The following is a 20677-nucleotide window of genomic DNA, read 5'->3' as shown; positions in this document are numbered from 1 at the left end:
CCAGATCCTGCGGCAGGAAGAGATCATGGCAGCCGACCCATCAGGGAAGGCCGGGCAGGGTTCCCGTCCACAGGACGGACATACCGCCCCCGGCCTCATCCTTCGCCTCAGCCATGTTGACGGCGGCATGCTTCCCCTGGTGGGAGGCAAGGCCGCCAACCTCGGCGAACTGATAGCAGCGGGCCTGCCGGTGCCGGATGGGTTCTGCCTCACCACCCAGGCCTACCGCGAAACCACCGGGACGGTCCGGGACGGGGTGCTGGCAGAGCTGGGGAACCTGCAAGCCGTGCGGCAACCGGGAACCCCGGGCCAGGCCGCTGAACTGGCCGCCGTGGCCGGCAGGGTACGGGAGGCTATCCGCGCCATCCCGGTTCCGCCCCGGATTGTTGCCGCCGTGGAGCAGGCATACGCCGCGCTTGGGAAAGCGACTCCGGTGGCCGTCAGGTCCTCCGCCACGGCGGAGGACCTTCCGTTTGCGAGCTTCGCGGGCCAGCAGGACACCTACCTGAATGTCGTAGGCATCGAGGCCGTACTCGAGGCGGTGCGCAACTGTTGGGCCTCCCTCTGGACAGACCGGGCAGTGGCTTACCGGGCGGCACTGGGGATCGCGCCGCACGAAGTAGCGCTCGCCGTCGTCATCCAGCGGATGGTTGATGCCGCAGCGGCCGGGGTGATGTTCACAGCAAATCCATTGACTGGCCGGCGCCGGGAGGCCGTCATCGATGCCGCCCCGGGGCTGGGCGAAGCGGTGGTTTCCGGGGCCGTCAATCCAGACCACTTCGTCGTGGATTCGCAAAACGGCCGGATCCTCGAGCGGAAGCTGGGCGACAAACGCGTTATGGTGCGGCCGCTTCCGGGCGGCGGAACGGAGACGCAGGACCTCGCCGGCTCCGCGGAGGCCTCCAGTCTGACGGACGGGCAGGCCCTGGAGCTTGCCGCCCTCGGCCTGCAGGCCGAGCGGCACTTCGGGTCGCCGCAGGACACCGAATGGGCCATCGACACCGGCGGCGCCCTTTGGCTGACCCAGTCCCGGCCAATCACCACCCTCTACCCGATTCCCGAGAGCCGTTCCGCCGGAACCGGAAGCAGGGTCTACCTGTGCTTCAGCCTCGCCCAGGGCCTCACCCGGCCCCTCACGCCAATGGGACTGGCGTCGCTGCGGCTGGTTGCCTCTTCAGTAGCCAAAGCGGCGGGCTTCGCCGTCCCCGACCCCCGTGGCGGTCCGCCGCCGTTTGCCGAGGCAGCACAGCGCATCTACTTTGACCTCACCACGCCGGTCAGGAGCAGCGTGGGCCGCCGGATTCTTCCACGGGTTTTTGACGTGATGGAAGCCAGGTCAGCCATGGTGCTGCGCCAGGTTTTTGATGATCCCCGGTTCTCGGTGACCCGCAGGACACCGCTCGGGCTCGTGCGCCATATCCTGCCGGCGGCGGTGCGGGCCCGCGTCCCGGAATCGGTGCTCCGGGGACTGTTCAGGCCCAAGGCGGCCCTGCGCCGCCTGGACCGTTTCACCCGGCAATTCGCTGAGGACCTCGAGCTCGAGGCAGGAGCAGGGCCAGCTGAACGGCTGGACCACGCAGAGCGGCTCCTGGGAGGCCGGCTCTTTGCGATTGTGCCCGCCATCCTGCCCCTGCCCGCACTGGGCTTCGCGATGCTGTGGTTGGCAGGAAAGCTGCTGGGCGGACCGGGCCGTGGAGAGGACCTGCAGAAGGTACTCCGGGGCCTGCCGCACAACGCAACCACAGAGATGGACCTCGACCTGTGGCGCCTGGCCTCAGCAATGAAGGACGATCGCGAGTCACGTGCGGCCCTGGAGACACTGGAGCCATCCGTGCTGGCAGCGGAGTTCGACGCCGGGCGCCTGCCCCCTGTCCTGCACGCGGGCCTGGCGCGGTTTCTCGAACGCTACGGGCACCGGGCCGTAGCCGAAATCGATGTGGGCCTGCCCCGGTGGTCCGACGACCCCACACACATCCTGGGTGTGCTGGCCAACTACCTGCGCCTCACTGATCCCGCCATGGCGCCGGAGGTGCAGTTCAGCCGGGCGAATGCAGAGGCTGAGGCGGAAGTGGAGCGGCTGGTGGCCGAGGCGAGCAGCCGCGGCAGGGCACGTGCGTTGCTGGTCGGCGCGGCATTGCGCCGCACCAGGCTTTTCGCCGGGCTGCGGGAACTGCCCAAGTACCAGTTGGTCCTGGGCCTTGCTGAAGTACGGAAGCAACTAGCCCACGTGGGAGCTGTGCTTGCAGCGGACGGCAAGCTGGAGAGCCCGGACGACATCTTTTTCCTCGACTTCGAGGAAGCCCGGCAGGCATTGGGCGGAGGCAGCGCCAAGAGGGAGAGCCAGCTGCGGCGGCTGCACGGACTCGTCCTGGAGCGCCGTGCCGCCTATGCCAGTGAACTGGGCAGGCGTCACATCCCCAGGGTCCTGCTCTCGGACGGCACCGAGCCTGAGGTGCTGCATGCCGCAGGTGCTGCGGTGGCCGACGGTGCGCTGTCCGGCAGCCCCGCCTCGGCAGGTTCGGTCACGGCCCCTGCCCGGGTCATCCTGGATCCCGTCGGTGCCCATCTCGAACCCGGGGAAATCCTGGTGGCACCGTCCACCGATCCTGGATGGACTCCCTTGTTCCTGACGGCTGGCGGCCTGGTGATGGAAATGGGCGGGCCCAACTCGCACGGTGCAGTGGTGGCGCGGGAGTACGGCATACCCGCCGTGGTGGGGGTTCCGGATGCCACCGCCCGGCTTGCCACCGGACAAAGAATAACGGTCGACGGCGGCGCTGGGACCGTTGTGCCCGAGTAGCACCCCTGAGAACCGGCGGGCAGGTGTCGGGCAGGTGTAGGGAGTGGTCCCGAGGCGTACCCTTGGACTATGGGCTCCAAGGACGGAGACGGCCGGACAATGAACGACAGTTTGAACCGCCGGAGTAGGAACGGCCCGGATATGGACCGGGTTGCAAGCGGCGGCATGAACCGCGCCTGGTTGCGGTGGGTTCCTGCAGTGGCGGTGCCCGCGGTGATCGCCGCTGGGGTTTTGGCGGGATCCATTCCGGCGCGCGCCGGCGATCCACTGCCGGACAAGACCCCCGCCGAAGTGATCGCCCTGCTTGCCGGCCACAGGACACACACGTTCTCGGGCACCATCGAACAAACCTCGGAGCTGGGGCTGCCGGAACTGCCGGCAACGGGTCCCACCTCCGGCCCTGCATCTGCCGGCGGTGCAGCATCCATCATGGAGTTGCTCACCGGTGAGCACACCGCCAGGGTCTACATGGACGGCAAGGCCAAAGCACGCATCCAGGTGGTTGACCGGCTCGCCGAGCGGGACATCATTCGCCACGGCAACGACGTCTGGTTCTACTCGTCAAAGGACAACTCCGCCGCCCACCTGACCCTGCCGGCTCACGCCCGTGACCTTCCGCTGACCGACCCGGGCAACACCGGGACGCCGCCGCCGGCTGCACCCGAGCCGGACATGCCGGTCCCGCCCACGCCACAGGAGCTTGCCGACAAATTCCTGGCCGCGGCTGACAGTTCAACTGCAATGTCCGTGGGTCCTGCGGTGGAGGCCGCCGGACGCCCTGCCTACAATTTGCTCCTCGAGCCGCGCGCCGAAGGCACGCTGGTGGGGTCGGTGGCCATCGCCGTCGACGCAGCGAATGGAATGCCGCTGTCCGTGGCGGTGACGGCACGTGGTGCAGCGCAACCTGCCTTCAGCGCCGGATTCACCAGCCTGTCCCTGGATGCTCCCGACGAGGCACTGTTCAATTTCGTCCCGCCGCCCGGCAGCACCGTGGAGGAGCTGCAGTTCCGCCATCCCGAACATGTGCCGCCCACAGGGGTCCCGGGCGCTCCCGGCATGCATGAGGCTCCGGATGACCCGGCAGGGAGCATTAAGGCCAAGATCCGGCCATACCTGGACGGCACAGGCTGGGAAACGGTGGTGGAAGTCCCGGCGGAGGCGGGGGCAGCCTCAGCCGCTAACACCTTGCTGTCGCGGAATCCGCTGCTGGCCCAGGCCGCCGTCGCCGTCCCTGGCGGGCGGTTGCTCTCCACCTCGCTGTTCAACGTCCTGCTCACCGACGACGGCCGGATCTTCGCGGGTATGGTCCCGCCGGAGAGGCTGCAAGCCGCATCAACGGCTCCGTGACCGGGGCCGCAGGAGGCCGCGGCTCCCGGGCTTATGGCCTGACCATCGAGACGCAGGGGCTGACCAAGCGCTTCGGGCAGCAGTTAGCCGTGAATGACATAAATCTGGCGGTGCCTCCCGGCGCCGTCTTTGGGTTCCTGGGCCCCAACGGCTCCGGAAAAACAACCACCATCCGGATGCTGTTGGGCCTTGCCGCTGCCTCAGCGGGAACCGTCCGCCTGCTGGGGATGGACATGCCGGGCAAGTTCCAGGAGGTCCTTCCGCACGTGGGGGCGCTGGTGGAGGGCCCGGCCTTCTATCCCTTTCTCTCCGGCACCGCGAACCTCCACCGCCTTGACGCCGCTACCCGGCATGCCGCCCCCGCCACCCGCAAAGCCCGGGTAAGCGAGGCCCTGGAACGGGTGGGGCTGGGTCACGCCGCAGGCAAGCGGGTCCACGCCTATTCATTGGGTATGAAGCAGCGGCTGGGTATCGCTAACGCCCTGCTGTCACCCCGGGAACTGCTGGTTCTGGACGAACCCACCAACGGCCTGGACCCGCAGGGCACACGCGAAGTGCGCAACCTCGTCCGATCCCTCGCGGCGGACGGGACCACCGTTTTTGTTTCGAGCCACCTGCTGGCCGAGGTCGAACAGATCTGTACGCATGCAGCAGTCATGAGTGCCGGCCGGCTCGTGGCCCAGGGTCCGCTTCCGGAGTTGCGCCGCTCCGGAACCACCGGCATCCGGCTGGTGACACCGGACACCGGGGCTGCCATGGACGTCCTGGCGCGCCTTGGGCTATTCCCGGAGCTGGCAGCCGCGCAGTCGGATGGCGGGGTGGTGACGGCGGCTCTTGCCGGGAACCCTGCGCCTGAAGAAATTGTGGCGCACCTGGTGGAGGCCGGCGTCCGGGTCCGTGGCTTCGCGGTGGAACGCGAAAGCCTTGAGGACCGCTTTGTTGCCTTGACGGGGGAGGGTTTCGATGTTGCCCAGTAGCGCACGGCTTGGGGCCAGCGGAACACCTGGCGCAGAGGCTGGGGCAGCGCCGCGCGGATCCGGGCTTTCCCTCCTTTGGTCCGAACTTCGGGTGCTGTTCGGACGGCGGCGCACCTGGGCCTTGCTGCTCGCGCTGGCCGCAATTCCGGTGCTGGTCGCAGTGGCCGTCAGGATCTCCTCAACGGTTCCCCCGGGGCGGGGCCCTGCTTTCCTTGACCGCATCACGCAGAACGGGCTGTTCGTGGCCTTCACCGCCATGCTGGTGTCTGTTCCACTGTTCCTGCCGCTGACCGTGGGCGTGGTGGCAGGGGACACCATCGCAGGCGAGGCCAACATGGGAACGCTGCGGTACCTGCTGGTTGCTCCCACGGGCCGGGTACGGCTGCTTTTGGTGAAGTACGCGGGGGCGCTGGCCTTCTGCCTGGCTGCGCCCGTTACGGTGGGCCTTGCTGGTGCCGCCATTGGGGCCGCGCTGTTTCCGGTGGGGCCGGTGACATTGCTGTCCGGGGACGTGATCGAGGCGCCGGAGGCCGCACTGCGCATCCTCCTGATCGCGGCCTACTTGTCGGTTTCCCTTGCCGGGCTCTCCGCGATAGGTCTCTTCCTGTCTACCCTCACAGTGGTTCCGGTGGGGGCCATGGCCGCCACGGTGGTCGTCTCCGTGGTGTCCCAGGTCCTTGACCAGTTGCCGCAGCTGGAGTGGCTGCACCCGTGGTTGTTCAGCCACTACTGGCTGGGGTTCGGTGACCTGCTCCGCCAACCAGTGCTGTGGGACTCCTTCGCCAGCAACGCCCTGCTGCAGGCGGGGTACGTGGCCGTGTTCGGGGCGCTCGCCTACGGACGTTTCGTCACCAAGGACGTGCTGAGCTGAGAGGTGCTGAGCTGGACAGCTGAGCTGAGCAGGCCGGTCCCTGCCCGTTAGTAGCGCGCAGCGTATGGGTGAAGCTGCATGCCGGCCATCGCGCTGAGCTGCGTGACACCGATTCCCTCCTGCGGGTTGAGCGCCTGCACCACCTGGCCGTTGCCCAGGTAAATGGCAACATGGTAGAAGTTCGACGGCGACCCCCACACCAGCAGGTCGCCGCGCCGTGCCTGCGAGATGGGTACGTGGACGGGAGCCGCAGCGTACTGTTGGGCGGCTGTCCGCGGAAGATATTTCCCGGCGGCCGCAAACGCTGTTTGCACCAGGCCTGAGCAGTCGAAACCGTAAGGGCCCGTGCCACCCCATTGGTAGTGGAACGGCGCGCCCACCTTGCTGAGTGCCACCGAGATGGCGGCCTCATGGGTTCCACTCCCAGTCGAGGGAGCAGGCGCGGGCGCGGGGACAGGGGCGGGCGCGGGGACAGGTGCGGGGGCCGGCGCGGGTGCGGGTGCTGGTGCGGCCGGCGCGGGAGCTGCAGGTGCTGCCGGCGCGGGAGCTGGGGCCGGTGCAGGTGCGGCCGGTGCCGGAGCTGCGGGAAGTGCAGGTGCGGCAGGTGCGGCCGGTGCGGGAGCGGGAGCGGCCGGTGCAGGTGCCACCGCGGCAGGACGGCTGGCCGACGGAGACGGTTGTTCCTGGTTGCCCCGTTCGGCAGCCGCCAGTGCAGCAGCAAGCCGGGCCTCCTCGCGTTGCCGGTCGAGGGCGTCCACCCGTGCCGATTCTAGGGCAACGGTGGTGTTCCGGAGTTGGGCCAGCTGGTCCACCAGCACGGTGCGCTGGGCCCTTGCGTCGGCAACGGCCTTCGCCTGGGCTGCGTTGGCCTCCTCCGCCTGGGTCTTCCGGATTTCCGCCGTTATTGCTGCGTCGTCGGCAGCTTTTGTGGCATCTTCCGCAGCTGCGGTCAATGACTGTGAGGCTTGGGCTGCCGCATCTGCCGCTTCGAAAGCGCGGCTTCTGCCGGCGGAGAGGGCCTGCAGCGTGGCTGCCTGCTCAAGAGTTTCACCGTTGCCGCTGACAAGAGTGCCGAGGGTGGGGTTGAGCCCGCCGTGGCGGTAGAGGTCGCCCGCGAGTTGTCCCACCAGTTTCCGGGCCTCGTCCTGCTGTTCCTGCGCGGACGTTGCCTTGGCTGAAGCGACAGCCGCCGCCGACGATCGTTGCTGCAGCTCTACGAGGGCCTCGCTGTAGGCATTGTTGGCCTGCATCGACACGGCGAAGGCCGCCTGCTGTGAGCTTGCCGCTGCTTCCAGGATGCGTTCGATGGTGGAGACCTGGTCCGCGGTGGCGGCCTCGCTGGCCTTGGCTGCGGCGATGTCTTCGGGGGATGGAGTTTCAGGAGCTGCAGGAATGGAGACGGCTGGCAAGAGCGGTGATGTGCCGGCCCCGGCCGGCGCTGCCACGGTTCCCAGAAGTATGGCAGTAGCGCACAGCACGGCCGCTTTGCGCCCGGATCCGGTCAAAACCATGTGCAGAAACCCCGTAATGATCAGGCTGGAGTTCCTGTTCACGGCAAGGCAATGCCCTGGCATGCTCCCCAGCAGACCCGAGGCTACGTGAGCTTTTGCACTTTGGCAACAATGGTCACATCAATAACATAAACCACAGCGGGGTCATGCCGGGGGAAAGCATGCGGGCGTGTCGCCGGTTAGGGGGTTAGAGGGCTCGTGAGGCTCCCATCAGTAGCGGGCAGGCTAGGCGTGCTGGTGAGCCTCGTGTTCGGAGTGCGTGGCCGGTTCGAGCTGAAACGTGCAGTGGTCGGTATCGAAGTGCGAGCCCAGGCAGGTGACCAGCTTGTCCAGCAATTCGTCGGCTCCGCGGGCAGTCAGCACGCCGTCCTCCACCACAACATGCGCAGAAAAGACGGGCACTCCGGAGGTGATCGTCCAGATGTGGATGTCGTGCACATCCGAGACGCCCTCTACGGAGAGGATGTGCTCCCGGATCATCTGCACCTCCACGCCCTTCGGGCTGGCTTCGAGGAGCACGTCGACAACGTCGCGCAGCAGGCGCCATGCACGGGGCAGGATCAACAGGGCAATCACCACAGAGGCGATGGTGTCGGCGGCTTGGAATCCGGTCGCCATGATGACCACGGCCGCCGCTATAACGGCGAAGGAGCCCAATAGGTCGCCCAGGACCTCCAGGTAGGCGCCGCGTACGTTCAGGCTTTCCTCGTGGGCGCCCCGCAGAATCAGGAGCGACACCAGGTTCGCCACCGCGCCCAGGATGGCGGCAAAAAGCATGATGTCCGTTTGCACCTCAGGCGCGGAACCGATCCGCCGGACCGCCTCGGTAAAAATGACTACGGAAATCACGATCAGGATCAATGCGTTGGCCAGGGCCGCGAGGACTTCGGCCCGCTGGTACCCGTAGGTCCGCTGGTCGCTTGCCGGTTGGCCTGCTATCCAGGCGGCCAGCAGTGCGATGGTCACGCCGGCGGCGTCCGAAAGCATGTGGCCGGCGTCGGCAAGCAGGGACAGTGAACCCGAGAGGGCCGCCCCCGCCACTTGGACGAGGACCACAACAAGCGTGATGACCAGGACGGCCACAAGCCGGTTGCGGTGCCGGCCTGTTGCGGTGACGCCGTGCGTATGGCTGTGGTCGTGTCCCATGCCTACAAGGCTAGCCCCAGCCAAGCTCGTGCAGCCGGTCATCATCGATCCCGAAGTGGTGGGCGATCTCGTGGACCACTGTCACCGCCACTTCGTGGATGACGTCTTCGCGTGACGAGCAAATATCAAGAATCGGTTCCCGGAAGATGGTGATGCGGTCAGGCAGGGAACCCGCGCCCCACCACGAGTCCCGTTCGGTCAGCGGCACGCCCTCATAGAGTCCCAGCAGGACAGTGTCCGGGTCCTCCCCGGGCCGCGGAACGTAGTCGTCCTCGATGAACACCGCCACGTTGTCCATCGCCCTGGCCAGTTTCCCCGGAATACTGTCCAGGGCATCCTGGACCGCCGCCTCGAATTCGTCTGCGGACATGGTGAAGCCGTGGGGCCCGGTGAAGGGAAGGGGCTCGCTGGGACCCTCGGGAACGATGGGCAGGCCCGGCGGGAGGGTGGCTGGCATACTCTGACTTTAGCGAAGAACCTTTCGCTTGGGTTTGCGTCCCGGCCGGGTCCTGCGCCGGGTGAGCCCCACCCCCACGAGGCAGACCAGGCCGCCCACCAGGCCCAGCGCGGTGGGGATCTCGCCCAGGAGGAGCCACGAGATCAGGATGGTGGTGCCGGGCACCAGGTACGTGGTGGCTGCAAGCTTGCCGGCCTCGATCAGCGAGAGCGCGTACGCCCAGGTGGTGAACGCAATCGCCGTGGGAAAGATCCCAAGGTAGACCAGACCCATCGTCGCTTCGGGCGGCGCTGCCTGCACTTCGGAAACCAGCTGTCCGGTAAACGGCAGGCAGCACAGGGCGCCCACCATGATCCCGAACCATGTCGCCTGGGCGGCGGGAAACTTCCGCAGCACCGGCTTTTGGATGATGACACTGACTGCGGCGAGCACAGCGGCAAGGAGGCACAGCAGCACGCCGGCCACATCCGCCGTCGGGCTTTCCCCTGGCGCAGAGGGCTGGGCCGAACCGACGGCGATCAGGGCAACCCCGGCGAAGGCAACCAGGCTTCCGATGATCAGCCATCGCGGGAAGCCCTCCTTGAGGAAGATACCGGCCATGATTGCCACGAGGATGGGATTGACGTTGATGAGCAGGGCGCTGGTGCCTGCATCGAGCACGTGCTCCGCCGCGTTCAAGGCCACGTTGTACCCGCCGAACCACATCACGCCGTAAGCGAGGATCGGCCACCACTCCCCGCCCCGGGGAAGGAGCCGGCTCTTCATCAGTTGGGGGAGGACCAGCAGGGCCAGGACGACGGCGGCGATCGCCAGCCTGCCGAGCGTCAGGGAGCCGGGGGAAAAGTGGGGGCCGATCGCGCGGATTCCCACAAAAGCCGACGCCCAGAGGACCACGGTGATGGCCATTGCGGTCACGCCGAGGGCTTTGACCCGGGACGCGGGTGTGGGCGGGGGAGCCGTTGTGCTGGTGGGGGTGCTTGATGCCATGGAGCCAATCTAGCCGTGGCCAGGGATTCGGGGCTGGCGGAAATCGGCCACGTCTAGCCAAGTTCCTGCCAAAGATGAGACTCCCGGACGCAGCCAGGTAAGGCTAGCGCGTCCCTGCCCACTCCAGCAGCCGCTCCACCGGCCAGGTGGTGACGATACGGTCCGCCGGAACACCATTCCGGTCTGCGCGCTCGGCGCCGTACTGCAGGAAGTCCAGCTGTCCGGGTGCGTGTGCGTCGCTGTCGATCGAGAAGATGCAGCCGGCGTCCAGTGCCAGCTGAATCAGTGCGTCCGGTGGGTCCTGGCGCTCAGGCCGTGAATTGATTTCCACTGCCACGTTGTGTTCGGCACAGGCCGCAAACACCTCCTTGGCATCGAATTCCGACGGCGGCCGCGTCCCCCGGGATCCCTCCACCAGGCGCCCCGTGCAGTGTCCCAGCACGTTGGTGTGCGGATCCTCGATGCCCTGGAGCATCCGCCGGGTCATGGTTTTCCGATCCGACCTCAGCTTGGAATGAACGCTGGCCACTACGATGTCGAGGCGGTCCAGCAGTTCCGGATCCTGGTCCAGCTCACCCGACTCCAGGATGTCCACCTCGATGCCAGCCAGCAGCCGCACCGGCTGGTCCTGCTGCCCGTCGGACCCGGGATGGGTGCCGTCATTGATAGCCGCTACGACGTCCAGCTGCTGTAGGAGGCGTTCCGCCGAGAGCCCGTTAGCGATCGTGAGGTTGGGAGAGTGGTCAGTCAGCGCGAGGTAATCCCTGCCCAGGACCCCGGCCGCAGCCACCATCAGCTCGATGGGGGACCCGCCGTCGGACCATTCGCTGTGGCTGTGCAGGTCTCCGCGGAGTGCTTCACGGATGGCCGTGCCGCCGGAAGCCAAGGGCTGGGCACCCTTCTCCCGCAGGTCGGCGAGGTAGTCCGGGACCTGCCCCTCCACCGCCTCCCGGATCACCTGGTAGGTCCGGTCGCCGATTCCTTTCATGGATTTCAGCCGGCCGCTCCGGACCCGGTCTGCCACCTCTTCCGGCGGCAGCGGCGCGATCACCCCGGCGGCTTTCCGGAAGGCCTGGACCTTAAAGGTGGCAGCGCGTCCGCGCTCCAGCCAGAAGGCAATCTCGTTCAGTGCTGCAACGGCGTCCATCAGTCCATCTTCACCTGTTCTTCCCCGCCGTTGGCGGGGAAATTGGCCGATTTTGGATAATTCCTACCTAGGCCCTATAGTTTTAGAGTCCAGTTCGGAGAAACGCAAAGGACAAAGACGGAAAGCCTCGCTTGACGCCTTTTATTTTGTTCCGAACGGGTTCTGGCCCCCATCGTCTAGCGGCCTAGGACACCGCCCTTTCACGGCGGCGGCACGGGTTCGAATCCCGTTGGGGGTACGCAAGGAACTGGTCAAACAGACAAAAAATGTCTGGTAGGCTGGAAGCCTTGAAAAAAGCGGTAGAGATACTGCTAAAGCAAGAAACGCAAGGCCCTGTAGCGCAGTTGGTTAGCGCGCCGCCCTGTCACGGCGGAGGTCGCGGGTTCAAGTCCCGTCAGGGTCGCTCTGATTGCTGGAAGAGATTCCGGCTCTCATGGTGACTAGTCACCTAGGCTCTGTAGCTCAGTTGGTAGAGCGTTCGACTGAAAATCGAAAGGTCACCGGATCGACGCCGGTCGGAGCCACCACTGGGAAGCATCAGTTCTTCGGAACTGGTGCTTTTCTTGTTTAACCCGTGCTCCCACCCGTCCCCCGCCTCCTGCCGTTAAACCGCAGGCGGGGATAGGGTTGGGATCAACAGAAGGGGGAGTGCCTGATGGAATACCAGAACCCGCAACCCGGCCAAGGCATCCAGAGCCGTGCCGTGCCGGTTCCTGTGCCGGCACCCAGCCACGGCCGCACCGTGATTTCCGAGACAGCCGTCGCCAAGGTGGCAGGAATTGCCGCCCGGTCCGTCCCCGGGGTCTACTCCCTCGGCTCAGGACCTTCACGGGCGCTCGGCGCCATCCGCGACGCCGTCGGCAGTTCTGACCATGCCGCCGGCGTGCGTGCCGAAGTCGGTGAAACGCAAGTTGCCGTGGATATCAGCCTCGTGGCGAGCTACGGAACGCCGCTCCACTCACTGGCCAACGAGGTCCGCGCGGCCGTCTACCGGGCTGTCGAGGAACTCGTGGGGCTGCAGGTGATCGAGGTCAACGTGGAAGTCACTGACGTCTACGTGCCGCCTCCGGTCAAACCCACCGTTGCCGGCTCGGCAGAAAGGGAGGCGTTGCTGTGAACCTCACCGTGGCCGGCACAGCGATGGGCGCGTTCGTGGCCTTTATGTCCCTGCAGTTCGGTTTGTGGGGTTTCCTGATTTCCCTCCTCTTTATGGCCATCGGGGCACTCCTGGGCCGTGCCGCGGAAGGGAAACTGGACCTTCGCGGCGTCCTGGACGCCATCACCGGCCGGCGCTCGTCCTCATGAGCTCCGCCGTCCCGACTGTCCGGGGCCAGGAGCTTAGCGGCCACAACCGCATCAGCACGCAGGCCCTGACAAGCCTCGCCAAGGCCGCAGCTGCCCAGTTCCTGGGCGTGGACGCCGAGGATGTCCGGGCTGACTGGACGGACGACGACGGCATGCTGGCGCTGTCCCTCGTCACGCCGATCAGCATCCCGCCTTTGACTGCCGTGGTCCGTGACCCCTCGCGCGTGGAGGGCGCCGGCGGCTCCATCTGGGACCGCACGGTCAAGGCAAAGGCCCGTATCCTGGCGACAGTGACGGAGCTTAGCGGTGCACGGCTGAGCAGGGTGGACATCAGGATCAGCGGAGCAACGACCATTGAAGGGGGACGCGTGCGATGAGCCGGCAGGTGGAGAGCCGCGGCCCGGATATGGACCGCATCCTGCACCGGGAGACGCATTCCTCACGTGCAGTAGTGGCCACAGCGGCCGCGGTCCTGGTTATTGGGCTCGCTGCCTACGGGCTCCTTGAGGCAGCCGTCCATGCCATCGGGCAGCCTGCCTGGCTGATCGAGCCGCAGGTGGCAGCTGAACGCCTCGTGGCCTTGCCCGCAGGGATTTCACCGCTGCTGCTGGGCGCCATCGGAGGGGTCCTGGCAATGTTCGGGCTGGTCTTTTTCCTCAATGGGGTTCTGCCCGGGCGCCGGGCCCGTCACCTTCTAGGTGGCGGCCGGGACACCGCCGGTCCTGCTGTGGTGGTGGATGATGAAGTCATCGCTTCCTCCCTGGCGCGCCGTGCCCGGCTCGCCGCAAACGTCACGCCGGAACAGGTCATGGTGGTCGTCTCGCAACGGCAGGCAGAGGTGAATGTGCGGCCCACTTCCGGAGTCCCTGTTGACGAGGCCGCTGTGCTCGCGGCAGTCCAAAGCGAGCTCGATTCCATGGCACTTGATCCTTCACCTGAAGTGCGCGTCAAGGTGGCACATTCGGGAGTGATCGGCGCATGAACAGCACCCCCACCCTTCTCAACCGCATACTGATAGCGGTCCTGGGTTTGACGCTTCTTGCAGTGGGCGCCCTGCTGATGCTGCTGGCCGCAGTGCCGGCAGTAGCTTCGTGGTGGCATGCCTGGTCTGCGGGCGCGTGGAGCCGGGTCAATGAGGCCTTTAACGCCACCAGGTTTCCCGGGCGTACCGAAAGCTGGTTGTGGATCCTGGTAGCGCTGGCCCTGCTGGTGCTTATTGGACTCATGGTGGCCTGGGTTGCCCAGCAGGGAAAGGGCCGGGCAAACCTCCTGGCCATGGAATACGATCCCGGCGATGTCCCCGGCGACGTGAGGATCGGCGGGGGAGTGGCCGAGCAGGCGCTCAAGCATGCCCTCGCGAACCGTCCCGATTTAGCCGGCGCAACCGTAGCCACCTACGACGTCAAAGGCACGCCCGCCTTGAAGGTGCGCCTCCTGCCGCGCCAGGGCGTGGCCCCGCACCTGCTCGCAGACGAGGTGTACGCCCTCGTGGCGGCGCTGGAAACGGTGGTGGGAAAGAACATCCCCGTGCTGATTCACATTGGAGCAGGTGCACGGACACGCTTCAGCAGGGCTGAGCGCGTGCGCTGACGCAACCTTTAAGTTACTGTTCAGAAACAAAAGCGTGTAAACGCTTGCACTATCGCACCCGGAATGATTACCGTGATGGTCATCACATCGTTCCTGGCGGACGTAATTTTGCAACTCATAGAGGAGTTCTCTGCATGAAAAATCGCAAGTACCTGCTACCCGTAGCGGTGACCGGAATCCTGGCGCTTTCCCTCAGCGCATGCAGCTCGGAAGAAAGCGCGACTGACCCGGCCGCCACCGCCGATTGCTCCAAGTTCGAAAGCTACGGCAAGCACGACGGCAAGACGGTCTCCGTTTACTCGACCATCACGGACACCGAGGCCACCAACCTCGAGAAGACCTGGGCCGCATTCGAAAAGTGCACCGGCGCCACCGTCAAGTACGAGGGCAGCAAAGAGTTCGAGACCCAGATTGGCGTTCGGGCCAAGGCCGGCAACGCCCCTGACATTGCTATCTTCCCCCAGCCCGGCCTGATGGCAGACCAGGCCCGTGCCGGGAACCTGAAGCCTGCACCGCAGGCCGTATCGGACGCTGTTGACAAGAACTGGTCGGCGGACTGGAAGAAGTACGGCACTGTAGACGGCGTTTTCTACACCGCACCCATGCTTGCCAACGTCAAGGGATATGTCTGGTACGCGCCCAAGACCTTCGAAGACAAGGGCTGGGAAGTTCCCAAGACCTGGGACGAGATGCTGGAGCTTTCCAAGAAAATTGCCGACGACGGCAGCATGAAGCCCTGGTGTGCCGGCTTCGAGTCCGGCGAAGCCACCGGCTGGCCGGGCACCGACTGGGTGGAAGATGTGGTGCTTCGCTCGCAGGGACCTGAGGTTTACGACCAGTGGGTCAACCACGAAATCCCCTTCAACGACCCCCGCATCGTTGAAGCGCTGGATAAGACCGGCGAAATCCTGCTTGACGACAAGATGGTCAACGGCGGGTTCGGCGACGTTCGCTCCATTCTCACCACCGGCTTCCAGCAGGCAGGCCAGCCGGTGCTCGACGGGCAGTGCGCCATGCACCACCAGGCAAACTTCCAGGCCGCAAACTGGCCTGAAGGAACGGTCGTGGCCGAGGATGGCGACGTCTGGGCCTTCATGACCCCGCCGGTTGACGCTTCCAAGGGCCTGGCCATTACGGGTGGCGGCGAAATGGTTGGCGCCTACAAGGACACTCCCGAGGCCCAGGCCTTCCAGGCCTACCTGGCCAGTGCTGAATTCGCCAATGAACGCGTCAAGCTGGGCGGTGTGGTCAGTGCAAACAAGGGCCTGGATCCGGCAAATGCCCAGACTGAACTGGACAAGCTGAGCATCGAGTTGCTTCAGGATGAGGAAACAACGTTCCGCTTCGACGGTTCGGACCTGATGCCGGGCGCTGTTGGTTCCAACTCGTTCTGGAAGGGCGTCGTTGCATGGATCAACGGCACGCCGTCTAAGGAAGTTGCGGACAGCATCGAAAGCAGCTGGCCTAAGAGCTAACTCTCCCTGGTTCTGCGCCTCCGGCTTCAACGCCGGAGGCGCAGTGTCATCCTGCACATTCGATCTACCCACAACCATGGAGATGGGCAATGGAATTCATCGGAGGAAAATTCCTTCAAGTCGTGATCGCATTGGCGGTTTTCGCTGCGATTATTGGACTTATCATGCTGTTGGTGGACAGGGCTCCAAAGTCCGCCAAAGATAAAATCACTGTGGCCGGCTTCCTGGCTCCTGCAGCAATCCTTTTGCTTGTAGGGCTGGTTTACCCCGCCGCGCAGACCTCATTCCTCGCGTTCACTGACGCCAGCGGCAAGCTAAACGGGGTTGATAACTTCGTCTGGATGTTCACGCAGCCAGAAGCTCTGGTAACGCTCCGAAACACCATTATCTGGACTGTGCTGGTGCCGCTGCTTTCCACCGTTTTCGGTTTGGCCTATGCAGTCTTCATCGACAAAGCCAAGGGCGAGCGGATACTGAAGGCCCTCGTGTTTATGCCCATGGCCATTTCGTTTGTGGGCGCCGGTATCATCTGGAAACTTGTCTACGACTACCGCGGACCCGAGATTGAGCAAACCGGCGTGCTGAATGCGCTGCGTGTCGCTTTCGGGATGGAGCCAAAGCAATTCCTGCTGGATGCTCCCGAGAACACCATTTTCTTGATTATTGTGATGGTCTGGATCCAGACCGGGTTTGCCATGGTGATTCTTTCGGCGGCCATCAAGGGCGTCCCGGCAGAACTGGTGGAAGCGTCCCGCCTGGATGGCGCCAATCCATGGCAGCAGTTCCGCAACGTCACCATTCCGGGAATTCGCGGGTCACTCGTCGTTGTGCTCACCACGATCACCATCGCTACTTTGAAGGTCTTCGACATCGTCCGCACCATGACCGCGGGCAACTACGAAACTTCCGTGGTTGCCAATGAAATGTATACCCAGGCGTTCCGTGCCGGCGAACCGGGCAGGGGTGCCGCCCTGGCGCTGATCCTCTTCCTTCTGGTCCTGCCAATCGTCGTTTACAACGCCCGCGTACTTCGTCAGCAAAAGGAAATCCGATGACCGTCATGCCAGCGCCGGATGAGGCGGCAAATACACGAACTGCGGCCACGCGTGGGGGCGGTACGGCTGCACCTGCTGAAAGTTCCGCTCCGATAATGCGCCGGGTCAAAAGCAAGCTGACGTCCCGCTGGGCGACAGCCGCTGCCCTGGTCATTGCAGTGGTCTGGACTATTCCGACTTTCGGCCTGCTGGTGTCTTCCTTCCGTCCAGCCGCAAAGCAAGTGGGGCCCCGTTCAGACGGATGGTGGAACTTCTTCGGCGACTGGCAGTTCACCTTCAAGAACTACGCGGACGTTACTGCCGCGGGGGGATCACAGTCGGCCAACCTGACGCAGTACTTCGCCAATTCCCTGGCAATTGTCATTCCGGTCACTGTCTTCGTCCTGGTACTCGCCTCCATGGCCGCGTACATTTTTGCCTGGGGAAAGTTCAGGGGCCGGGAAGCCGCCTTTATTTTCGTTTTTGCCCTGCAGATTATCCCCCTGCAAATGACCCTGATTCCACTCCTCCAGCTGTTCACCCAAGTCCTGCAAATTCCGCCAGGTTCCTACACACAGCTATGGATCGCCCATACAATCTTCGGGCTGCCACTCGGAATCTTCCTCTTGCATAACTTCATCTCCGAAATTCCAGGTGAGGTCATTGAAGCCGCAAAAATGGACGGCGCCGGCCACACGACCATCTTCTGGCGGGTCATCCTGCCACTGTCAGTGCCCGCCCTTGCGTCGCTGGCAATCTTCCAGTTCCTCTGGGTCTGGAATGACCTTCTTGTAGCGCTGGTGTTCTCCGGCGGAACTGCGGACGTTGCCCCCATCACCCAGCGCCTGGCGGAAATCTCAGGAACCCGTGGCGCAAGGGACTACCTGAATCCCGCCGCTGCCTTCGTTTCCATCATCGTTCCGCTGGCCGTCTTCTTCAGCCTGCAGCGGTACTTCGTCCGGGGACTCCTCGCGGGAGGCCTCAAGGGCTAATAACCGACAGGGCCAGGGCGGCCGGCCGGTACGCCGGCCGGCTGCGGCCCTGCTAACCCCGGAAGGGCCATCATTTAGTGGCGGCCGGAAACGCTCAAGGGACAAATAAGGGGGCACCGTGGCACGCGCAGGCGAAAGGTCACAACGAGGCGGCCACAGTGGTGTCAGCATCGAAGACGTGGCGGCAGCGGCGGGAGTATCCACGGCCACGGTCTCGCGGGCAGTCCGGGGCCTGCCCCGGGTATCGCCGGCCACAAGGGAGAAAATCCTCGAGGTAGCCGGAAACCTGGGCTACGTCGCCTCCAGTTCCGCCTCGGGGCTGGCGACCGGCCGTACCAGAACGATTGGCGTGCTGGCACCCTTTGTGAGCAGGTGGTTCTTCTCCAAGGCCATCGAGGGCGCCGACCGGGAACTGCATGCCCGGAACTACAACCTTTCACTGTTCAACCTGGGCGGCCATGGCAGCAACCGTGAGCGGCTGTTCAGCAAGACCATGGTCTATAAGCAGATCGACGCCCTGCTGGTCCTGTGTATGGCACTGTCGCACGAGGAACTCGACCACCTGCAGAAGATCGATATCCCGCTGGTGGTGGTTGGCGGCCATGTTGAGGAATGCGCCTACATCGGCATCGACGACTACGCCGCCGCGTCCACGGCCGTCAGGCACCTCATCGACCAGGGCCACCGGGATATTGCCCTGCTGCACGGAGACGACGAGACAGACCTTAACTTTGATGTCCCGCGCGTCCGGATCCTCGCGTTCAAGGACGTTATGACGGCGGCCGGCCTGCCCACCCGCCCGGAATGGGACGAGTGGGGGGACTTCACCGTTCGCAGCGGGCAGGAGGCCTTCCGCCGGCTCTGGTCCAAGCCCGGGGGCAGGCCGACCGCAATTTTCTGTGCCTCGGATGAGATGGCGATGGGCGTCATTTTCGAAGCTTCCCGGATGGGCGTCCGGGTCCCCGAGGACCTTTCCGTCGTGGGCATTGACAACCACGATTTCGCAGAGGCGATGGGCCTCACTACGGTGGGCCAGCGGCCTGACGAGCAGGCCGAGCAAGCCACCAAGATGCTGCTCGACGAACTGGACGGTGACGCGGGAGCGGTGCAGTCCGCCGTCGCGCCCCATGAACTAATCGTCAGAAGGACCACCGCGCCGCCCCAGTCCTAGCGCCGTGAGTTCTTAGGCGCAGGCACAGGCACAGGCACAAGCTCAGGAAGCGCGGGCCAGCTGGCGGATGGGAATCCATCGGGAAGCCAGGCGGCGGTACGCCGCGGCTGCGCCCGTCATGTCACCCTCGGCCAGGCATTCGATTCCAAGCCTGATGTCCATGGGCGAATCGTCCGGGTACACCTTGTCGGCAACAGCTCCGTAGTCCAGCTCCACCATGGAGTTCACATGGAAGAGTTCAAGCCACTCGGTGAGCTGGGCAAGATCGTCCAGCATGTCAAGGTCCGGTGCCGCCAGTGCCAGGTTGGCCACGGCATAACGCGCACGCTCCAGGGCTTCCGTGATGGGTGCCCACACCCGGACCGTGAGGATCCGCCCGGAAGCCTCCACCACGTCTTTATGGTCTGAGTCCATAAACAGGGAAAACCAGCTGAAGGGGATCCCCCAGGTGGATGCCCTGGTGTGCACCCGGATGGACCCGTCACGCGCCTTCACTTGGTCGATCCGCTCCTGGTGCTTGTCCCGCTGCTCTTCAGGAATCAGCAGCTCAGCCAGCGGGCCGTGGATTCCCTCCATCAGCGCGTTCGCCGCCAGGCCGGCCCGCAGTACCAGTTGGCTGGGACAGTACAGCAGTTCGGGCTCTGCGTCAGCACCGTCGTCGGACGTGCCTCCCCCGGCCGCCGGGGCAGTGGTGACGCGCACCAGGTCGGTTCGTCCGGTGGGGAACGGGTCACCGCCGGACCGGGTGATCCGCCCCAGCGAGGCCAGCAGTTCCGCGTTTTCGACGGCGGCGCGCGAAGCAGTCTGCGCCCCCGCGGCGGCAATTGCTTGCCGCTGCTCCTCGGGAAAGGCGTCCAGGGGTTCGTAGACGCGGAGCGTCGAGGAGAATGGCAGGCCTGCCTGGCCCCGGTAGAGGTTTCCCGTCATCACGGCCTCCTTGAATGGGTCCAGGACAATGTCATTAGTCTGCCAGTTCCACCAGCACGGGTGCATGGTCCGACGCGCCCTTGCCCTTGCGCTCCTCGCGGTCGATCGACGCGCCGGTCACCCGTGCAGCCAGGGCCGGGGAGGCCAGCACGAAGTCGATCCGCATGCCTTCCTTCTTGGGAAAGCGCAGCTGAGTGTAATCCCAGTAGGTGTAGACGCCGGGACCGGGCGTGTACGGGCGCACCACATCCGTGAAGCCTGCGGACTCGAAAGCATGGAACGCCTCACGCTCCGGCGGGCTGACGTGGGTGTACCTGTTGTTAACGAACAGATCGATGTCCCACACGTCGTCGTCGAACGGTGCGATGTTCCAGTCACCCATCAGTGCCACCTGTGCCTGAGGGTTCTGCGTGACGAGTCCCTGCGCATGCGTTTTGAGGCTTTCCAGCCACTTGAGCTTGTACGGCATGTGTTCGTCGTCCAGCGAGCGGCCGTTGGGGACGTAAAGGCTCCAGATCCGGACGCCGGCGCAGGTGGCAGCCATCGCACGGGCTTCCTGCACGGGCTCCGTGCCGGTCTTGCCAAACGCGGGCTGGTCAAGGAACGTCCGCTCAACATCTTCGAGTCCCACGCGGGAGGCGATGGCTACGCCGTTCCACTGGTTCACGCCGAAGTGGGCCACTTCGTAGCCCATCCGCTCAAAGAGTTCCCACGGGAAGTTTTCGTCCTTGCACTTGGTTTCCTGGATGGCCAGGACGTCACAGTCGCTGCGCTGCAGCCAGGCCTCCACGCGGTCGGCACGGGCTCTGAGCGAATTCACATTCCAGGTAGCAATCTTCACAGTTCCTAACTTACCGTGGCCGCGCCACCGCGGGTAAAGCCCAGGTAAAGCTCCGGCAAGGCACCGGGCAAGCTCCCGGCAGGCGCATCCGCGATGATC

At 65.0% G+C, this 20677-nt stretch carries 20 protein-coding genes and 3 tRNA genes; 16 read left to right on the top strand and 7 right to left on the bottom strand.

Going from position 1 to position 20677, the window contains the following annotated elements; translation table 11 throughout:
- The first annotated feature begins 127 nt into the window (after window positions 1-127).
- The 4 genes from G6R19_RS10920 to G6R19_RS10905 all read left to right on the top strand — a co-directional run bounded on the left by G6R19_RS10920 (window position 128) and on the right by G6R19_RS10905 (window position 5995).
- Window positions 128-2800 (top strand): PEP/pyruvate-binding domain-containing protein, encoded by a 2673-nt coding sequence (locus G6R19_RS10920; protein ID WP_240341854.1) that lies wholly within the window; start codon window positions 128-130, stop codon window positions 2798-2800.
- Window positions 2801-2941: 141 nt separating this feature from the next.
- Window positions 2942-4147, top strand: coding sequence for a hypothetical protein (locus tag G6R19_RS10915; RefSeq protein WP_240341838.1), 1206 nt, complete (start codon window positions 2942-2944; stop codon window positions 4145-4147).
- Window positions 4144-5124 (top strand): ABC transporter ATP-binding protein, encoded by a 981-nt coding sequence (locus tag G6R19_RS10910; protein ID WP_163164792.1) that lies wholly within the window; start codon window positions 4144-4146, stop codon window positions 5122-5124. Before G6R19_RS10915 ends, G6R19_RS10910 begins: the two co-directional genes overlap by 4 nt.
- Window positions 5111-5995 (top strand): ABC transporter permease, encoded by an 885-nt coding sequence (locus tag G6R19_RS10905; RefSeq protein ID WP_163164790.1) that lies wholly within the window; start codon window positions 5111-5113, stop codon window positions 5993-5995. The genes G6R19_RS10910 and G6R19_RS10905 overlap by 14 nt, the downstream gene beginning before the upstream one ends.
- A 47-nt stretch (window positions 5996-6042) precedes the next feature.
- Here G6R19_RS10905 and G6R19_RS10900 read toward each other — a convergent pair whose 3' ends face one another.
- The 5 genes from G6R19_RS10900 to G6R19_RS10880 all read right to left on the bottom strand — a co-directional run bounded on the left by G6R19_RS10900 (window position 6043) and on the right by G6R19_RS10880 (window position 11243).
- On the bottom strand, window positions 6043-7506 hold the full coding sequence (locus G6R19_RS10900; protein ID WP_163164788.1) for a C40 family peptidase: 1464 nt from the start codon (window positions 7504-7506) through the stop codon (window positions 6043-6045).
- Window positions 7507-7731: 225 nt separating this feature from the next.
- Window positions 7732-8652, bottom strand: coding sequence for a cation diffusion facilitator family transporter (locus G6R19_RS10895; RefSeq protein ID WP_163164786.1), 921 nt, complete (start codon window positions 8650-8652; stop codon window positions 7732-7734).
- A 10-nt stretch (window positions 8653-8662) separates the two neighbouring features.
- Window positions 8663-9109, bottom strand: coding sequence for a metallopeptidase family protein (locus G6R19_RS10890; RefSeq protein ID WP_163164785.1), 447 nt, complete (start codon window positions 9107-9109; stop codon window positions 8663-8665).
- 9 nt (window positions 9110-9118) lie between these two features.
- The gene (locus tag G6R19_RS10885; RefSeq protein ID WP_163164783.1) at window positions 9119-10096 is read right to left on the bottom strand and encodes a DMT family transporter; all 978 of its coding nucleotides are present in this window, start codon (window positions 10094-10096) and stop codon (window positions 9119-9121) included.
- 103 nt (window positions 10097-10199) lie between these two features.
- On the bottom strand, window positions 10200-11243 hold the full coding sequence (locus G6R19_RS10880; RefSeq protein WP_163164781.1) for a PHP domain-containing protein: 1044 nt from the start codon (window positions 11241-11243) through the stop codon (window positions 10200-10202).
- Window positions 11244-11408: 165 nt separating this feature from the next.
- Between G6R19_RS10880 and G6R19_RS10875 the strand changes: the two genes are divergently transcribed.
- The 12 genes from G6R19_RS10875 to G6R19_RS10820 all read left to right on the top strand — a co-directional run bounded on the left by G6R19_RS10875 (window position 11409) and on the right by G6R19_RS10820 (window position 18810).
- Window positions 11409-11481 (top strand) — tRNA-Glu (locus G6R19_RS10875).
- Between the two features lie 91 nt (window positions 11482-11572).
- Window positions 11573-11646, top strand: a tRNA-Asp gene (locus tag G6R19_RS10870).
- Between the two features lie 48 nt (window positions 11647-11694).
- Window positions 11695-11770, top strand: a tRNA-Phe gene (locus G6R19_RS10865).
- Between the two features lie 128 nt (window positions 11771-11898).
- Entirely contained in the window at window positions 11899-12360 is a 462-nt protein-coding gene (locus G6R19_RS10860; RefSeq protein ID WP_163164779.1) for an Asp23/Gls24 family envelope stress response protein, read from the top strand.
- Window positions 12357-12548, top strand: coding sequence for a hypothetical protein (locus G6R19_RS10855; RefSeq protein ID WP_163164777.1), 192 nt, complete (start codon window positions 12357-12359; stop codon window positions 12546-12548). Before G6R19_RS10860 ends, G6R19_RS10855 begins: the two co-directional genes overlap by 4 nt.
- Window positions 12545-12925 carry a hypothetical protein gene (locus tag G6R19_RS10850; protein WP_163164775.1) on the top strand — a complete coding sequence of 127 codons (381 nt, stop codon included), beginning with the start codon at window positions 12545-12547 and terminating at the stop codon, window positions 12923-12925. The genes G6R19_RS10855 and G6R19_RS10850 overlap by 4 nt, the downstream gene beginning before the upstream one ends.
- Window positions 12922-13530, top strand: coding sequence for a DUF6286 domain-containing protein (locus tag G6R19_RS10845; RefSeq protein WP_163164773.1), 609 nt, complete (start codon window positions 12922-12924; stop codon window positions 13528-13530). The genes G6R19_RS10850 and G6R19_RS10845 overlap by 4 nt, the downstream gene beginning before the upstream one ends.
- Window positions 13527-14138 (top strand): hypothetical protein, encoded by a 612-nt coding sequence (locus G6R19_RS10840; protein WP_163164771.1) that lies wholly within the window; start codon window positions 13527-13529, stop codon window positions 14136-14138. The genes G6R19_RS10845 and G6R19_RS10840 overlap by 4 nt, the downstream gene beginning before the upstream one ends.
- Window positions 14139-14272: 134 nt before the next feature.
- Complete coding sequence (locus tag G6R19_RS10835) at window positions 14273-15613, top strand: extracellular solute-binding protein (RefSeq protein ID WP_163164769.1); 1341 nt, start codon at window positions 14273-14275, stop codon at window positions 15611-15613.
- Between the two features lie 89 nt (window positions 15614-15702).
- On the top strand, window positions 15703-16668 hold the full coding sequence (locus G6R19_RS10830; RefSeq protein WP_163164767.1) for a sugar ABC transporter permease: 966 nt from the start codon (window positions 15703-15705) through the stop codon (window positions 16666-16668).
- Complete coding sequence (locus G6R19_RS10825) at window positions 16665-17639, top strand: carbohydrate ABC transporter permease (protein ID WP_163164765.1); 975 nt, start codon at window positions 16665-16667, stop codon at window positions 17637-17639. The genes G6R19_RS10830 and G6R19_RS10825 overlap by 4 nt, the downstream gene beginning before the upstream one ends.
- A gap of 118 nt (window positions 17640-17757) precedes the next feature.
- Window positions 17758-18810: a LacI family DNA-binding transcriptional regulator gene (locus G6R19_RS10820; protein WP_163164763.1), complete on the top strand. Its 1053-nt coding sequence runs from the start codon at window positions 17758-17760 to the stop codon at window positions 18808-18810.
- A 42-nt stretch (window positions 18811-18852) separates the two neighbouring features.
- Here the strand turns inward: G6R19_RS10820 and G6R19_RS10815 are convergent, their stop codons facing one another.
- Window positions 18853-19737 carry a hypothetical protein gene (locus G6R19_RS10815; RefSeq protein WP_163164761.1) on the bottom strand — a complete coding sequence of 295 codons (885 nt, stop codon included), beginning with the start codon at window positions 19735-19737 and terminating at the stop codon, window positions 18853-18855.
- Between the two features lie 34 nt (window positions 19738-19771).
- Window positions 19772-20578, bottom strand: coding sequence for an exodeoxyribonuclease III (locus tag G6R19_RS10810; protein ID WP_163164759.1), 807 nt, complete (start codon window positions 20576-20578; stop codon window positions 19772-19774).
- Between the last annotated feature and the right edge of the window lie 99 nt (window positions 20579-20677).

Origin of the sequence: Arthrobacter sp. Alg241-R88 (assembly GCF_900537115.1) — a bacterium.
Classification (GTDB): domain Bacteria; phylum Actinomycetota; class Actinomycetes; order Actinomycetales; family Micrococcaceae; genus Arthrobacter.
Note: the sequence above shows the minus strand (reverse complement) of the source record. Positions and strands in the feature narration are given on the sequence as shown.

What these genes read in the sequence shown, in the direction of transcription:
- G6R19_RS10915 (WP_240341838.1), top strand. Translation starts at nt 2,942, where the DNA reads ATGGACCGGGTTGCAAGCGGCGGCATGAACCGCGCCTGGTTGCGGTGG.
- G6R19_RS10830 (WP_163164767.1), top strand. Translation starts at nt 15,703, where the DNA reads ATGGAATTCATCGGAGGAAAATTCCTTCAAGTCGTGATCGCATTGGCG.
- G6R19_RS10845 (WP_163164773.1), top strand. Translation starts at nt 12,922, where the DNA reads ATGAGCCGGCAGGTGGAGAGCCGCGGCCCGGATATGGACCGCATCCTG.
- G6R19_RS10905 (WP_163164790.1), top strand. Translation starts at nt 5,111, where the DNA reads ATGTTGCCCAGTAGCGCACGGCTTGGGGCCAGCGGAACACCTGGCGCA.
- G6R19_RS10895 (WP_163164786.1), bottom strand. Translation starts at nt 8,652, where the DNA reads ATGGGACACGACCACAGCCATACGCACGGCGTCACCGCAACAGGCCGG.
- G6R19_RS10920 (WP_240341854.1), top strand. Translation starts at nt 128, where the DNA reads ATGCTTCCCCTGGTGGGAGGCAAGGCCGCCAACCTCGGCGAACTGATA.
- G6R19_RS10900 (WP_163164788.1), bottom strand. Translation starts at nt 7,506, where the DNA reads ATGGTTTTGACCGGATCCGGGCGCAAAGCGGCCGTGCTGTGCGCTACT.
- G6R19_RS10825 (WP_163164765.1), top strand. Translation starts at nt 16,665, where the DNA reads ATGACCGTCATGCCAGCGCCGGATGAGGCGGCAAATACACGAACTGCG.
- G6R19_RS10885 (WP_163164783.1), bottom strand. Translation starts at nt 10,096, where the DNA reads ATGGCATCAAGCACCCCCACCAGCACAACGGCTCCCCCGCCCACACCC.
- G6R19_RS10840 (WP_163164771.1), top strand. Translation starts at nt 13,527, where the DNA reads ATGAACAGCACCCCCACCCTTCTCAACCGCATACTGATAGCGGTCCTG.
- G6R19_RS10835 (WP_163164769.1), top strand. Translation starts at nt 14,273, where the DNA reads ATGAAAAATCGCAAGTACCTGCTACCCGTAGCGGTGACCGGAATCCTG.
- G6R19_RS10860 (WP_163164779.1), top strand. Translation starts at nt 11,899, where the DNA reads ATGGAATACCAGAACCCGCAACCCGGCCAAGGCATCCAGAGCCGTGCC.
- G6R19_RS10880 (WP_163164781.1), bottom strand. Translation starts at nt 11,243, where the DNA reads ATGGACGCCGTTGCAGCACTGAACGAGATTGCCTTCTGGCTGGAGCGC.
- G6R19_RS10815 (WP_163164761.1), bottom strand. Translation starts at nt 19,737, where the DNA reads ATGACGGGAAACCTCTACCGGGGCCAGGCAGGCCTGCCATTCTCCTCG.
- G6R19_RS10850 (WP_163164775.1), top strand. Translation starts at nt 12,545, where the DNA reads ATGAGCTCCGCCGTCCCGACTGTCCGGGGCCAGGAGCTTAGCGGCCAC.
- G6R19_RS10890 (WP_163164785.1), bottom strand. Translation starts at nt 9,109, where the DNA reads ATGCCAGCCACCCTCCCGCCGGGCCTGCCCATCGTTCCCGAGGGTCCC.